The sequence below is a fragment of the Plantactinospora sp. KLBMP9567 genome (genome assembly GCF_033446045.1).
In the GTDB taxonomy this organism is placed as follows: Bacteria; Actinomycetota; Actinomycetes; order Mycobacteriales; family Micromonosporaceae; genus Plantactinospora.
In genome coordinates this window covers 165,586-180,242 of record NZ_JAWQRR010000016.1, presented here as the reverse complement: position 1 = coordinate 180,242, position 14,657 = coordinate 165,586, and the positions used below count along the sequence as shown (strand labels likewise).

The 14,657-nt window shown below is 74.0% G+C and carries 11 protein-coding genes; 7 read left to right on the top strand and 4 right to left on the bottom strand.

The features are described 5' to 3' along the window. Positions 1 to 61: 61 nt before the first annotated feature. Positions 62 to 910 carry a tRNA pseudouridine(38-40) synthase TruA gene (gene truA, locus R6Y94_RS12250; RefSeq protein ID WP_318395940.1) on the top strand — a complete coding sequence of 283 codons (849 nt, stop codon included), beginning with the start codon at positions 62 to 64 and terminating at the stop codon, positions 908 to 910. Positions 911 to 954: 44 nt separating this feature from the next. Here truA and R6Y94_RS12245 read toward each other — a convergent pair whose 3' ends face one another. Beyond that, positions 955 to 1,725, bottom strand: a complete 771-nt coding sequence (locus R6Y94_RS12245; RefSeq protein WP_318395939.1) for a hypothetical protein — start codon at positions 1,723 to 1,725, stop codon at positions 955 to 957. A 2,158-nt stretch (positions 1,726 to 3,883) separates the two neighbouring features. On the opposite strand from R6Y94_RS12245, the gene R6Y94_RS12240 reads away from it, so the two are divergent. The 5 genes from R6Y94_RS12240 (at position 3,884) to R6Y94_RS12220 (ending at position 9,620) form a co-directional block, all read left to right on the top strand. Beyond that, on the top strand, positions 3,884 to 4,489 hold the full coding sequence (locus R6Y94_RS12240) for a class I SAM-dependent methyltransferase (protein WP_318395938.1): 606 nt from the start codon (positions 3,884 to 3,886) through the stop codon (positions 4,487 to 4,489). A gap of 244 nt (positions 4,490 to 4,733) precedes the next feature. Further along, entirely contained in the window at positions 4,734 to 6,413 is a 1,680-nt protein-coding gene (locus R6Y94_RS12235) for an ABC-F family ATP-binding cassette domain-containing protein (RefSeq protein WP_318395937.1), read from the top strand. A gap of 168 nt (positions 6,414 to 6,581) precedes the next feature. Further along, on the top strand, positions 6,582 to 7,688 hold the full coding sequence (locus R6Y94_RS12230; RefSeq protein ID WP_318396098.1) for a lysylphosphatidylglycerol synthase domain-containing protein: 1,107 nt from the start codon (positions 6,582 to 6,584) through the stop codon (positions 7,686 to 7,688). Next, positions 7,603 to 8,850 (top strand): glycosyltransferase, encoded by a 1,248-nt coding sequence (locus tag R6Y94_RS12225; RefSeq protein WP_318395936.1) that lies wholly within the window; start codon positions 7,603 to 7,605, stop codon positions 8,848 to 8,850. Before R6Y94_RS12230 ends, R6Y94_RS12225 begins: the two co-directional genes overlap by 86 nt. Then, entirely contained in the window at positions 8,847 to 9,620 is a 774-nt protein-coding gene (locus R6Y94_RS12220) for a class I SAM-dependent methyltransferase (protein WP_318395935.1), read from the top strand. Before R6Y94_RS12225 ends, R6Y94_RS12220 begins: the two co-directional genes overlap by 4 nt. 170 nt (positions 9,621 to 9,790) lie before the next feature. Here the strand turns inward: R6Y94_RS12220 and R6Y94_RS12215 are convergent, their stop codons facing one another. Together R6Y94_RS12215 and R6Y94_RS12210 are read right to left on the bottom strand one after the other, a co-directional pair. Then, positions 9,791 to 11,617, bottom strand: coding sequence for a hypothetical protein (locus R6Y94_RS12215; RefSeq protein WP_318395934.1), 1,827 nt, complete (start codon positions 11,615 to 11,617; stop codon positions 9,791 to 9,793). Next, positions 11,614 to 12,600, bottom strand: a complete 987-nt coding sequence (locus R6Y94_RS12210) for a glycosyltransferase family 2 protein (protein ID WP_318395933.1) — start codon at positions 12,598 to 12,600, stop codon at positions 11,614 to 11,616. The genes R6Y94_RS12215 and R6Y94_RS12210 overlap by 4 nt, the downstream gene beginning before the upstream one ends. Before the next feature lie 255 nt (positions 12,601 to 12,855). On the opposite strand from R6Y94_RS12210, the gene R6Y94_RS12205 reads away from it, so the two are divergent. Then, positions 12,856 to 13,803, top strand: a complete 948-nt coding sequence (locus R6Y94_RS12205; protein ID WP_318396097.1) for an aldo/keto reductase — start codon at positions 12,856 to 12,858, stop codon at positions 13,801 to 13,803. A gap of 133 nt (positions 13,804 to 13,936) precedes the next feature. Here R6Y94_RS12205 and R6Y94_RS12200 read toward each other — a convergent pair whose 3' ends face one another. Further along, entirely contained in the window at positions 13,937 to 14,635 is a 699-nt protein-coding gene (locus tag R6Y94_RS12200) for a hypothetical protein (protein WP_318395932.1), read from the bottom strand. Positions 14,636 to 14,657 lie beyond the last annotated feature (22 nt).

Here is a 14,657-nt window from a genome sequence, read left to right as displayed (position 1 = left end):
AACGACGCCGGGCCCGGCATCCCCGCAGGGGTGTCGGGCTGCGGCATATCTGGAGCTGGTCGTGGAGCACGAGGTGGATGAGGAGCGGCGGACCCGGGTACGCCTGGACGTCGCCTACGACGGCGGCGACTTCTCCGGCTGGGCGGCGCAGCCCGGTCGGCGTACCGTCGCCGGGGTGCTGGTTGCGGCGCTGACCAGGATTATCGGGCCGGATCGGGTCAGTGGGCTGACCGTGGCGGGGCGGACCGACGCCGGTGTGCATGCCAGCGGGCAGGTCTGTCACCTCGACCTGCCCAGCGGGGTGTGGCGGCAGGGGGCGGAGACGCTGCTGCGCCGGCTCGCCGGAGTACTCCCGCCCGACATGCGGGTTCGCGCCGTGACCGAGGTACCGGCCGAGTTCGACGCCCGGTTCTCGGCCACCTTCCGGCGCTACGAATACCGGGTCACCGACGCGCCGTACGGCGCCGAGCCGCTGCGCCGGCACGAGGTCCTCGCCTGGCCCCGCCCGCTCGACCTGGCGGCGCTGAACGAGGCCGCCGCCGGGCTGGTCGGCGAGCACGACTTCGCGGCGTACTGCCGGCGCAAGGAGAACGCCACGACGGTGCGGGAACTGACCCGACTGGACTGGCGGCGGGATCCGGACGGCCTGCTGGTGGCCACCGTGCAGGCCGACGCGTTCTGCCAGTCGATGGTCCGCAGTCTGGTCGGGGCGATGCTGGTGGCCGGGGACGGGCGGCGCCCCGTCGACTGGCCGGGTGGTCTGCTCGGGCGGCGGGAGCGGGCCAGCGAGGTGAGCGTGGCGCCGCCGCACGGGCTGACCCTGGTCGCGGTCGGCTATCCCGAGGACCCCGCCGAGTACGCCAGCCGCGCGCTGCGTACCCGTCGGCTCCGGCTCACCGCCTCGGCCTGAACCCGGCCGGCAGGCCCGGCGGTGTCGCGCCTCCGGGCCGGTGCTCAGTCGGACCCCGCCGGGCTCGCCGGCCCGGACGGGGCGATGGTCCGCTGGTCGAGCACCTTGCCGCGCAGGTACACCTCGATCATGTCGGAGAGGATCTGCCGGGCGAACAGGTCCTCGTCGCCGATGGTCTTGCCGTCGCTCTTGGCCACGACGCAGTAGATCAGGAAGTGGCCACGGACGTGCCAGCCAGCCTGGGCCGAGGCGGCCGTGACGGCCTCGGTGCCGCGTCCGGCGGCGAGGCCCAGGAATCGCCCCTTCCGGCCGTCCACGATCGGCTTTATCTTCTCGCGCGCCGAGGTCGCCCCCGCCTCGTCCGCCAGGTTGACGATGCCGGCGGTCGCGACGTACAGGCCGGTGGGGGAGCGTACCGTGCCGCGGACGAACTGGCTGCACCCGGCCTCGGCCAGCACGGTGGCGATCTGGCCGTCGGCGGCAAGACTGCAGTCCTCCGCCGCCTGGGTCTTCAGCAGCTCGTACGGTGACTGCTCGGGGTCGACCAGTACCTCCTTGCCGTCCGGGAAGAGCTCCTTGACGGTCAGCGGGGCCGGATCGGCGGCGCGGGAGCTGATGTCCCGGGGCGCGGCGCCGGCACCGGTGCCGTCAGCCGCCCGGGAGTCCCGACCGACGGGGTCGTCGACCATGAAGAAGTAGGAGCTGAGCCCGCAGATACCGAGCAGGAGCAGTACGCCGAGCGAGCCAATGATCAACTGCCAGGTCCGCTTGGAACTGCGCAGTGGTGCGCCCGCGTTGCCGGAGGTCGACCGCACGGTGGCGAGGGCCGAGCCGGCGGCGGGCTTGGCCGAGGTGGTGGTTGCCGGGGCGGGCGCGGTCGGCGCGGTAACGGCTGACTTGGGTGCCCTCTCGGGGCCCGGCGTGCGGGCCGGGGAGGCACCACCGGCGGGCCCGGTACGTGCACCCTGTGCCGGCGGCCCCGACCGACCACCGCCGGGTGGCCCGGACCGCGGGCCGGCGGGTGAACCCGGGGCCCGATCGTGCGGCGGACCGGACCGCGGGCCGGCGGGTGATCGTGGTACGCCGTCCGGTGCGGGGCCGGGGCGTGCGCCTGGGCCCCGGTCCAGCGGTGCGGCGCCGGCTGGCCTGCCGCGTGGTCCGGCGGGTGATCGCGGTACGCCGTCCGGTGCGGAGCGTGGCCCGGCGGGTGAGCCGGGGCCACGGTCCAGCGGCGCCGCCCCCGGTGACCCCGAGCGGGGACCCGCGGGTGAGCCCGGGGTCCGGTCGTGCGGCGGGCCGGTGCGCGGCCCGGCGGGTGAGCCCGGCGGGTTTCCGGCGGTCCGGGACCGGCGCGGGGGCGGTGGACCGGCCGGCGCCGGCCTACCCGGTTCGGGGCCGGGCCGGATGACACCATCCGCCCCAGGATCTCCCGGTCGGGGTCGTGGTGCCCCCGTCGGCGCAGCACCGGACGCCGGACCCGAGCGGGCGGAGCCGCGGGCGCCGGGCCGGCCTGCGGGGGGAGGTTCGGCGGCAGCCGGCCCGCCCGGCCGTCGTACGCCCGGGTTCTCCAGGCCTGGCCGGGGCGGCATGGCGCGGTCCAGCGGAGGTCGGACCGGCCCGCCCCGGTCACCGCGGTGCTCGGCCGGGCCGTCGGCCGGCCTGCGGCGTCCGGCGGACGGCCCGACAGGGTCCGAAAGGCCGGGCCGGAGCGGCTCCTGGTCGGCCGAGGGAGGGCGTCGCTGTCGTGGCACCGGAGCAGGCGGCGGCCCGGCGAGCGGACCCTCCCCGGGGCCCGGGTGGTACGGGTCGCCCACCCCGGAGGCGCGCTCGGGCTGGGCCCGACGTCGACCGCCGGTGGCACGCTCCCGCGAATCGGCGCTCCCGGGCGCGACCGGGCCGGAGGCGGTGCGGGGCGGCCCGAACGATTCGGCGCCGGACGGAGCCGGCCCGACGGGAACGCCGCCTCCCGCCCGCGGCGATCGGCCGCCCGGACCCGGCCCGCCCTCGTCGGCGGGCAGCTCGTCGGCGGGCATCCGGGCGCTGGGAACCGGCCGGCCGCCGGAGGCCATCCGGTCACGAGGGCCGGGACGGTCACCGGTGACGGACCGACCGCCTGGGACCGGCCGGCCACCACCGGGAGGTCCGTCCTCGGGGGCGGTCAGATGGCGTCCGCCACCCGCGCCGCGGATCGGGCCGCCCGGAGGCAGACGATCCTGGCCGGGACGATTCGAGGGCAACCGGTCGCGGGTCTGGCCGCCGGGGGGTCCGAGTGGGTCGGGGACCGGCTTGCCCGGCGGCGGATAGCCGGCACCCGGCCCGGTGCGGTCGGGCTCGGGAGCGCCGTGCCGGGCACGACGGGACCGACCGGGGGACTCCGCGGAGCGCCCCGGGCCGTCCGGCGCACGGCCGGGCGACGCCTCCGGGTACCGGCCGGCCGGCCCGTCGGCGTACCGGCCGGTTGGTCCGTCCGCGTGCCGGTTGGCTGGTCCGTCCGCGTGCCGGCCCGGCCCCTCGGGGAATCGGCCGGAGGTGTCGATGGAGCGGCCCGGAGCCGTCACCGGCCGACCTGGACGGTCTGCCGGTCGACCCGGCCCGTCGCCCGGCCAGCCGTGGGAGGAGCCCGGTGCAGGGGGCTCTGGAGTGGACGGACCGAAGCGGGCCGCCGCCGGTAACCCGTCGGACCGCTCGGCTCCGGACCGGCGCCGGCCGGCTCGGCCTGGCGGCGGACCGGCCGCCGAATCCGCATCGTCCGAAGGCTGATCGGCGGGATCTCGTCGAGACCGTGGCGGTCCACCGCCCGGTCGAGGTCCACGCCCATAAACCATGTCGCACAGGGTAACGGAAATGCGGATCGGCGCGCCGTCGTGGATGAGTCTCAGTTGGTGAGAGAGTGGGCATTTGCCCGGAAGCCGGGCAGGGCCCGGAGTACGGCCACTGACGAGAGCGCCCGGCCGGTAGGCGAGAATGCGTGGCGTGACCGGCGACCACTATTTCAGCACCGAGCCCGCGACCAGCGCCGACCGGCGTACGGTGGCGTTCTCCGTCGAGGGGTACGACTACTCGCTGACCTCCTCGGCCGGGGTCTTCTCCGCCGACCGGCTGGATCCCGGCACCGCCGTACTGCTGCGCAAGGCCGAGCTGCCCGGGCCGGAGACCGGCGGAGCACTGCTCGACCTGGGCTGCGGTTACGGGCCGATCACCTGCGTACTCGCCACCCGGGCGAGCGCGGCCACCGTCTGGGCGGTCGACGTCAACGGCCGGGCCCGCGAACTCACCGGCGAGAACGCCGAGCGGCTCGGCCTGGCCGACCGGGTACGCGTCGCCGCGCCGGACGAGGTGCCGGAGGACCTCACCTTCGCGCAACTGTGGTCGAACCCGCCGATCCGGGTCGGCAAGGAGGAGTTGCACGGCATGCTGCGGCGCTGGCTGCCCAGGTTGGCGCCGGGCGGCGTGGCATGGCTGGTGGTGGCCCGGCATCTCGGCGGTGACTCCCTCCAGCGCTGGCTCGTCGAGGCCGGCTGGCAGGTCGAGCGTCACGCCAGCCAGAAGGGTTACCGGGTGCTCCGCGTCACCCGCTGACCGCCCCGCGCCGGTCGTCGCGGCCTGCGCCGAAACGGTTCCCTGGCGCTGGCCGGCGCACCTGCTCTGTTTCCGAGTGGCCGCCGGAAACTCCGCCTCCTGTCCTCTTTCAGGCTGGCCCCGGAAACTCGGTCTCCCGTCCACTTTCGGGCTGGCCCCGGAACCCGGCATTCCGCCCGGGACCCGGTGTCACGCGGGTGAAACCCGGTGTCGTCGGAAGGGGTGGTTGGGGCAGGATGCCGACGTGGGTTACGTGGACGTCGCCGGAGTCGGGCACATCCTGCCGGATGGCCGGCAGTTGGTCGCCGACGTCTCGTTCCGGGTCGGCGAGGGCGCCAAGGTCGCCCTGGTCGGGCCGAACGGCGCAGGCAAGACCACCCTGCTGAAGATGGTGGCCGGCGACCTGCCCACCCGGACCGGAGCTATCGCCCGCTCCGGCGGGCTGGGCGTGATGCGCCAGTTCATCGGCATGATCGGCGACGAGTCGACGCTGCACGACCTCGTACTCTCGCTCTCGCCGCCAGAGCTGCGCGCGGCGGGGGAGCGGCTGGCGGTGGCCGAGGTGGCGCTGTACGACGCCGAGGTGCGCGGCAAGTTCAGCAGTGCCGCCGGCAAGGCCCAACTTGCGTACGCGGAAGCGCTGACCGCCTGGGGCGAGGCCGGGGGCTACGACGCCGAGGTGCTCTTCGACACCGTCTCCACGATCGTGCTGGAGCTGCCCTGGGAGAAGACGCGCAGCCGACCGGTACGCACCCTCTCCGGCGGGCAGCAGAAGCGGTTCGCCCTGGAGTTGCTGCTGCGCGGCATCGACGAGGTGCTGCTGCTCGACGAGCCGGACAACTTCCTGGACGTGCCGGGCAAGCGCTGGCTGGAGGGGCGGCTGCGGGAGTCGGCGAAGTCGGTGCTCTACGTGTCGCACGACCGGGAACTGCTGGCCCATACCGCCGACCGGGTGGTCGCGGTGGAGGGCGGCAGCGCCTGGGTGCACCCGGGCGGCTTCGGCAGCTGGCACGAGGCCCGCCTCGCCCGGCACGACCGGCTGGAGGAGCAGCGTCGCCGCTGGGATGAGGAGCACCAGAAGCTGCGCGAGCTGATGCTGATGTACAAGCAGAAGGCGGCGTACAACGACGGGATGGCGTCCCGCTACCAGGCGGCGCAGACTCGGCTGCGCAAGTTCGAGGAGGCGGGGCCACCACCCGTACCGCCGAAGGACCAGGACATCCGGATGAAGCTGACCGGCGGGCGTACCGGCAAGCGGGCGGTCGTCTGCCAGCAGGTCGAGCTGGACGACCTCACCTTCCCGTTCGACCTGGAGGTCTGGTACGGCGACCGGGTCGCCGTGCTCGGCGCCAACGGGACGGGTAAATCGCACTTCCTCCGCCTGCTCGCCCGGGGCGGCACCGATCCGGACCCGGCCAACGGCCCGGTCGACGGTGGCCTGGCCCTGGCCCCGGTCCGGCACGGCGGGGTGGCCCGGTTGGGTGCCCGGGTCAGGCCGGGCCACTTCTCCCAGACCCACGACCGGCCGGAGCTGCTCGACAAGACCCTGGTCGAGGTGCTGTGGCGGGGCGACGACCACCGGGCCGGGATGGACCGGCACACCGCGATGAAGGCGCTGAACAGGTACGAGCTGGCCGGCCAGGGCGACCAGCGGTTCGGCACGCTTTCCGGTGGGCAGCAGGCCCGGTTCCTGGTGCTGCTGCTGGAACTCTCCGGCGCGACCCTGCTGCTGCTGGACGAGCCGACCGACAACCTGGACCTGGCCTCGGCCGAGGCCCTGGACGCCGGGTTGCGGGCGTTCGAGGGGACGGTGCTGGCGGTCACCCACGACCGCTGGTTCACCCGGTCGTTCGACCGGTTCCTGCTCTTCCGGGGCGACGGTGACGTGGTCGAGACCCCGGAACCGGTCTGGGACGTGGGCTGAGTCGAGCCGGCCACGCCCGCCGGCCATGCCCCGCCCGCGTCCATCGGTGGCGCGCGGCGGCGGTGGTGGCGAGTCCGGGCCGGCGGCGGAGGTGGTGGGCAGGCCGGGGTGCGGTGACCGCGTGGCTCTCCGGGTCGGCAGTGTCACGCGGAGTATCGTCGTGTCGTGATGCCGCGCGCAACCGGCAGGTGGAGCCTGGTGCGGAGGATCGCCCAGGTCGCGGTGACCACGGCATTCCTCGGCCTCGTCGGCTGGTCCGTCGCGAGCCGGTGGGACGAGGTGCCGGCCGTGCTCGACGAACTCTCCGTGTCGGGCCTGCTGCTGGCCGGACTGGCCGCCGTCGCCGGGGCGCTCTGCGGCTGCCTGGCCTGGCGAGCCATCCTGGCGGACTTCGGCGCCGAACTTCCGCTGGGCGGCGCGGCGCGGATCTTCTTCGTGGGGCAGTTGGCGAAGTACCTCCCCGGCAAGGTCTGGCCGATCCTGGTGCAGGCCCGGCTCGGACGGGCGTACGGGGTGCCGGGGCGGGCGTCGGCGGCGGCGGCGTTACTGGCGATGCTCGTCACGCTCGGCACCGGCCTGCTGCTCACCGCCGTCGCCCTGCCGGTGCTGGGTGATCGGGCCGTGGCGGACTACTGGTGGGTCCTGCTGGCCGTCCCGCCCGCGTTGCTGGTGCTCTGGCCGCCGCTGGTCAACCGGATCCTCGCCGCGCTGCTCCGGCTGGCCCGCCGCGAGCCGATGCCCCGGCCGCTGTCCCTGCGCGGCATCCGCGGGGCCGTCGGGTGGTCGCTGGCGACCTGGCTCGGCTACGGTACGCACCTCTGGCTGCTCCTGGCCGACGTCGGTGCGGGCGGTCCGGACCTGCTGCTCCGCTCGATCGGCGCCTTTGCCGGGTCCTGGTCGGTCGGGTTTCTGCTGGCCGTGGCGCCGGCCGGGGTCGGCCCCCGAGAGGTGGCGCTGCCCCTGCTGCTCGGTCCGACCGTCGCCGGGCCGACCGCGCTGGTCGCCACCGTGCTGTCCCGGCTGCTGCTGACCCTGGTGGACCTGCTCCTGCCCGCCGTCGCGATCTCGGTCCAGTGGTCAGGGCGTCGACTCTCCGGCCGGCTACCGGGCCGGGTCGACGGATTCCGCGACGCGCCAGCGGTGACGACGGAACGTGCTGATGGGCGTACGGCACGTTACGCTGCTGCTCGTGCGCTGGCTGGTGTTCGGCAGCTACGACGTACGGCGACATCCCCGGGTCGGCGTACTCGTCGAAGGGCTCCGGGCAGCCGGTGACGAGGTGACCGAGCTGAACGAGCCGCTGACCCTGGACACGGCCGGCCGGATAGCCGTGCTCCGGCAGCCGTGGCGGCTGCCGCTGCTCGCCGGCAAGCTGGCCCGGTGCTGGGCCCTACTGGCACTGCGGACCCTGCGGCAGCGGCGTGCCACCGCCACCGGCCCGGCCGACGCCGTACTGGTCGGCTATCTCGGGCACTTCGACGTGCACCTGGCCCGGCTGCTGTTCCGGGGTACGCCGATCGTGCTCGACCATCTCGTCTCCGCCGCCGGCACCGCCCGGGACCGGGGGCTCGCCGCCACCGGGGGTGTGCGGGGGCGGATGATGCTGGCGATCGACGACGCCGCGCTGCGCCGGGCCGACGTCGTACTGGTGGACACCGCCGAGCACCTCGACGCGCTGCCGGCAGCGGTCCGGGACCGGGGGATCGTGGTACCCGTCGGAGCCGGCGCGGAATGGTTCGCGGCCGGCGCCCGTACCGCCCGGCGCCGCTGGCCCGGCGACCCGGCCGGCGGCGTTCGGTGGCGGCTGCGGGTGGTCTTCGTCGGGCTGTTCACCCCGTTGCACGGCACCCGGACCCTGGGCGCCGCGCTGGCCGCGCTGGCCGCCGACGACTCGATCGAGGTGAGCGTGGTCGGCACCGGGCAGGACCATCCGGCCTGCCGCCGGGCAGCCGCCGGCAACCCGCGAGTGACCTGGCACGACTGGATACCGACGGGTGAGCTGCCCGCGTTCGTCGCCGGGCACCACGTATCGCTGGGCATCTTCGGCGAGACGGCGAAGGCCGGCCGGGTGGTGCCGACGAAGGTGTTCCAGGGCGCCGCCGCAGGCTGCGCCATCATCACCTCCGACACCGTGCCGCAACGCCGTGCGCTCGGCGACGCGGCCGTCTTCGTGCCGGCCGGCGATTCGTCCGCGCTGGCCACCGCACTCCGCGAACTGGCCGGGGATCCGGACCGGCTCGCCCGGCTGCGGCGGGCCGCAAGGCGACGGGCGGTCGAACACTTCTGGCCGGCGACCGTCGTGACAGCGGTCCGGCACCGGATCGACCCCACCGTCCACCGGGACGGTTCCACGCCGCTGTCATCGGCGGGCGTGTCCGGTGCGCCGACGGCGGCCGGCGGCAACCTGACCGCCGCTCCGGTCTGGTGGGTCGGATGACCGCGCTGGCGGCCGACCCGCCGCTGCCACCCCGGGCGGCCCTGCGCTGGAACGTCGTACGCCAAATCGTGGCGGAGTGCGGACCGCGGAGCATCCTGGAACTCGGCTGCGGGCAGGGCTCCGTCGGCACCCGGCTGGCCCGGCTGGCCAGTTACACCGCGGCCGAACCCGATCCGCGCAGCTTTGCGACCGCGTACGCCCGGATCACGCCACTGGGTGGGACGGTGCTGAACGGGGACCACCGGCAGGTACCGTCGGCCGGCGGCTACGACCTGGTCTGCGCGTTCGAGGTGCTGGAACACATCGCCGACGACCTGCCGGTGCTGACGGAGTGGCTGACCCTGGTCAGGCCTGGCGGCCACCTGCTGCTGTCGGTACCCGCCGATCCGGAGCGGTTCGGCGCCTGGGACACCCTGGTCGGACACTACCGGCGGTACTCCGCCGGGCAGCTCCGGCAGCGGTTGCTCGACGCCGGTGCCACCGACGTACGGGTAGTGCACTACGGCTGGCCACTCGGCTACCTGCTCGACTCCGTACGGGACCGCTGGGCGGGCCGCCGCGCCGAGCGCCCCACCGGAGCCGGCGACCCCGATGCGGGGTTGACGGGTGGGACGGCGGAGGAGCGCACCTCGACCTCGGGGCGGATCCTGCAACCGCACGGGGTACTGGCCGGCGAGGCGATCCGGTTGGCCGTCTCGCCGTTCGTCGTCCTCCAGCGGATGCGCCCGGACCGCGGGCCCGGCCTCGTGGCGCTGGCGACCCGACCGTAGCCCCCTCGCCCGGACCACCTCTCAGTTCAGTCCGGGACTCGTCACGCCGGCAACCCAACTCTCCCGCCGGGACCACCTCCCCGGACCAGGATCAGAAACCGGGCCCGGGATTGGGAACTGGTGGGGCGGGATCGGGACTGGTGGTCCGGGATTGGGACTGGTGGCGCTGGTCAGGAAGCGGCGGCGCTGATGAGCACGGCGACCGGGAAGAGCGCGTACGGTCCGTCCCGCGCCGCGGCCCGCGCCTCGGCCGACTCGGGCAACCAGTCCGGGCGTTTGTCCAGGTTGACCAGGACCAGGTCCTCGGGGCGGGTCGGCTCGGTGTGCAGCGTCGTGGCGGTGAGCAGCCGGGGCTTCAGCCGCCAGTAGTAGGCGAGCCACCGTGCACTGGTCGCACCCGTGCCGGCGACCCAGGCGTACCGCTGACCGGCCGGTGGCGGATGCCCGGCCACGAGCCGGCCGGCCTGGGCCGGTTCGTCCAGCAGCCGCTGCCGGTCCGGGCCGAGGACCAGCACCCCGAGGTACGCCCCGAGCGCCGTCCCGACCAGCGCCGCCGCGGTCACCCGGACCCGCCGACCCGCCAGCCACCTCCTGGTCCGGACGAACCGACGCACCGCGGCCGGAATCCCGGCGCGGCGCTCACCCGTCGGCCGGAAGTCGCCACCGTCCTCCGGGTGACCTCCGAACTCGCCCTTCCGGGTGTACACGTCGAGTCCGTCCGCCCGGCCGGAGACGTCGAGTCCATCCCCTCGGGCGTGTGCGCCGAGTCCGTCCCCCCGGCCGGAGACGTCGAGTCCGTCGAGCCTGTCTTCGGTCCGGCCGGTGAGCCGGGCCGCGAGCCGATCCAGCAGCACGCCCATCCCGACGAGCCCGACCACCAGCATCGGATAGGACCAGTACGAGTGCACGAAGGCGCCGTTGCTCAGCCCGAGGATCCAGGCACCGGTGAACGCGACCGCCATCGCCAGGTAGACCCGGGTACGCCGGTCGAGCAGCCCGACGACCGCACCGATCGGCAGCGCGCCGATGTACCAGAGCGGCAGCAGGCCGTAGGCGTACTGCCACTGCCGGCGGAGGAACTGCCGCACGGTGTAGCCGCCACCGGTACTGCGAAGCTCGGCCTGCCCGCCGAGCACGTTCACCCCGGTCACCCCGACCACGAAGGCGAGGCTGATCGCCACCCCGGCCAGCATGCTCGCGCCGACCAGGACCGTCACCCGGTCTACCCGGCGGGCCGCCAGCAGCCACAGCCCGAGTACGGCGGCGAACCCGACACCGGGCCAGGAGACCAGGGTGGTGAGCAGTGCGGCGACGCAGGCCCCGACGACGAGCCGGCGGGCCGGATCGGGGCGGGCACGCAGCCGTACCACCAGGGCGGAGAGGGCGAGGATCGGCCCCAGGTCGAACATCAGCGGGCTGTAGATCCAGTAGAAGGGGGTGGCGACCATCAGGCCGAGCGCCAGCAGGGTTGCCGACCAGCGCAGGCCGAGCCCGCGCAGCAGCGCGGCGCCGGCCGGAATGATCAGCAGGGCCAGCAGGTACGCGGGAAGCCACACCTGGTACTCGCCGTCGCTCGGCAGCAGGCCGGTCAGCGCGGTGAACAGGTTGAACAGCGGCGGGTGGTGCGCGTACGGCGTCGAGGCGTACGGGAGCCAGTCGGCACCGAAGTGCGAGCCGAGGATGCCCTGTTCCTGGAGGTTCCGTAGCTGCAGCGCGTACCGACCGATGATCCGGCCCAGGTGGTTGTCGCCGAACGGCATGCCGAGCAGCGGGATCCAGGTCAGCGCGACGATGCCGGTGATCGCGGCGACGCCGGCCCAGCCCTGTCGCTCGACCCGGCGGAGGTCCGCTCCGGACGGGTCGTCGGCCGGCACCTCCGGCTCACCGACCGGCGCCGCCGGCCTGCTCTCGCGTACCCGGGCGACCGTGTCCCGGACCCGGAGGCCGATGCTCCGGACCCGGAGCAGCCCGGCGGCGGCGCCCACCGCCTCGTTCACGAGCGGTTTCCGGGCGGCCAGTCGATTCTGGACCGCACGATGAGGTCGGCGAGCAGCGCCACCGCGCCGACGATCAGGCCGGCACAGAGCAGCAGTACGGTGTTGGTCGCGATCCGCACCGGATGCGCGACCAGGTCGTAGACGACCTTTCCGGAGCCGACGGCGAGCAGCAGCAGCGACGGCGGCATCAGCACCTTGAGCGGGTTGAAGTACATCACCATCCGGAGCACCTGGAGGAAGTAGCGGTAGGCGTCCCGGACGAAGTGGAACTTCGACGAGCCCGACCGGCGGGCGTAGGAGATCGGCACGTAGTGCACGTCGTGCTGGTTGTGCAGGAAGGCCATCGTGATGGTGGTGACGCAGGAGAAGCCGGGCGGGAGCAGCCGGAGGTAGGGCAGCGACACGTCCCGACGGAACGCCCGCAGCCCGGAGTTGAGGTCGGGGATGCGGGTGCCGGCCAGTCGTTCGGCGATCTTGCGGATGAGCCACTTCGCCGGCACCCGGAGGAACTTGTGGCTGCCCTGCTCACTCGTGCGGGCGCCGACGACCTGGTCGACGTGCGGGTCCCGGAGCAGCAACCGGACGAACTCCGGGATCCGCTCGTTGGGATAGGTCATGTCCGCGTCGGTCCACACCACGATGGCGCCGCGGGCCTGTTCCGTGCCGATCCGGCGTGCGGTGCCGGAACCGCCGTTGCGGTGGAACGCCAGCAGCCGGAGCCGGGGGAAGCGGCCGGTCGCCTCGCGCAGGATCTCCAACGTGTCGTCGGTGGAGGCGTCGTCGATCGCCAGCAATTCGTAATGTAGACCACTGGCGTCCATTGTCGCGCAGATGCGCTCGATTTCCGCCAGTACGTGCGTCTGCTCGTTGTAGCAGGGCAGCACGACAGTCACCTCGATCGATGCGTTGCTCTCCCTGCTGACCTGGGCGGGGACGACAGACATCTCCGTGCCGGGCCGGTCGAATCGGCCGTTCACCGCCATGTGAACCCGCCTTTCGACGCCTCGCGCGGCGACCGTGAACGGCATGGGGTTTATCGCAGAGGTCGCCGTATCCGTGCCCACGATATAGCAGTTTCCGGCGTACGCGCGCGACGCGCCAGTAAGCCAGCCGATTTCACAGACGTGAATCGACGCCGAATCATTTTCTATGAATGGTCGTCCCCTGGCCGGGTGATCGGAACCCGGTGCGAAATAGCGGGCCGGCGCCGGCGGCATAGGGTTGATCTCGTGACTGAGATGACCTACCGCCGGTTGGGCGACTCCGGGCTCGTGGTGTCCGTCGTCGGGATCGGGTGCAACAACTTCGGCCGCAAGCTCGACGCCGCCGGTACCCGGGCCGTGGTCGACGCGGCCCTGGACGCCGGCATCAACTTCTTCGACACCGCCGACATCTACGGCGAGCCGCACGGCGGGTCGGAGGAGCAGCTCGGTGCCGCGCTGCGCGGCCGGCGGGACGACGTCGTACTGGCGTCCAAGTTCGGCATGAGCATGTCCGGGATGAACGGGCCGGACCACGGCGCCCGGGGCGCCCGGCGCTATGTCGCACGGGCGATCGAGGCGTCCCTGCGCCGGCTGGGCACCGACCACATCGACCTCTACCAGATGCACGAGCCCGACCCGGGTACCCCGATCGAGGAAACGTTGAACGCGCTCGACGACCTGGTCCGGGCCGGCAAGGTCCGCTACCTCGGCAACTCCAACTTCACCGGCTGGCAGGTCGCCGACGCGGCCTGGACGGCGCGTACCCGGGGGCTGACGCCCTTCATCAGCGCGCAGAACGAGTACAGCCTGCTGAACCGGAGCGTGGAGACCGAGGTCGTGCCGGCCGCCCGGCACTTCGGGCTCGGCCTGCTGCCGTTCTTCCCGCTCGCCGACGGGCTGCTCACCGGCAAGTACAAGCGGGGCGCGCAGCCGCCGTCGGACAGCCGACTCGCCGGCCCGAGCCCGAGGTACGCCGCCCGGCTGGCCTCTGCCCCGTGGGACACCATCGAGGCGCTGGAGAAGTACGCGGCCGAGCGCGGCCGATCCCTGCTGGACGTGGCGATCGGTGGCCTGGCCGCCCAGCCGGCGGTGACCTCGGTGATCGCCGGTGCCACCACCCCCGACCAGGTACGCGCCAACGCCGCCGCCGGCCGCTGGCAGCCCACCCCCGACGACCTCACCGCCCTCCGCGCCCTGCTCTGACCCCCGACCCCGACCCCGACCTGCCGGAGTTCACGCTGCCGACCTGGACATCAGGGGCGTTACCCGAAGCGGTTAGCGCCTCTGATGTCCAGGTCAGCGATGCGGCGATTAGGTGCGGTCGACGCGCGAGGGGTCAGGCGCGGCGGCGGGTGCGTACCAGGAGGGCGCCGATGGTGGCGATGGCGGCGAGCGCCACTGCGGCCCCGGCCACCCACCACAGCCAGGTGGTGGTACCGGCCGGATCTGGTGCGTCGGCCGCACCCGCCGTGGCTGGGGGTGGGGCGGCCTGGGCGGCACGGGCCTGCACGACCACGCGTACCTCGGCCGGGTTCGGCTTCGGCGCGGTGACCGTCACTTGCCAGGAGCCGGGGGTGAGCACCGGCCCGGTGCTGTAGAACCCCTCGCCCTCGCCGGCTGGGTTGAGCTGGAGCGGGCCGACCGTCCGGCCGTCCTCGGCGGTGGCCGTCAACACCAGCCGTACCCCGTTGTCCACCGGATGGCCGTCCTGGTAGCTGGCCTGCACGGTCACCCCGGTGGCACCGTCGCCGGCGACGGCGAGCTTGATCTTGCCGCCGTGCGCGGCGGCCGGTGCCGCCGGGACCAATCCGACGGCAAGGAGGAGGGCGCAGAGCAGCGGTACGAGCGCCCGGGCACCGGCGTGCAGCGTCCGCGCACCGGCGGCGGGTGTGCAGGCGCCGGAAACCCATCGCGTTGCTGGTGGCTGCGCCGACGCCTGTCGCGTCGCTGGTTGTCGCGCCGATGGGCGCCGGGCGAACCGGGCCTGCGTCGGCACGGCGGGCCGCCGGGGTGTTGTCGGGGGTCGACGTCGCATTCGGGGTACTCCTTCCCGGCGG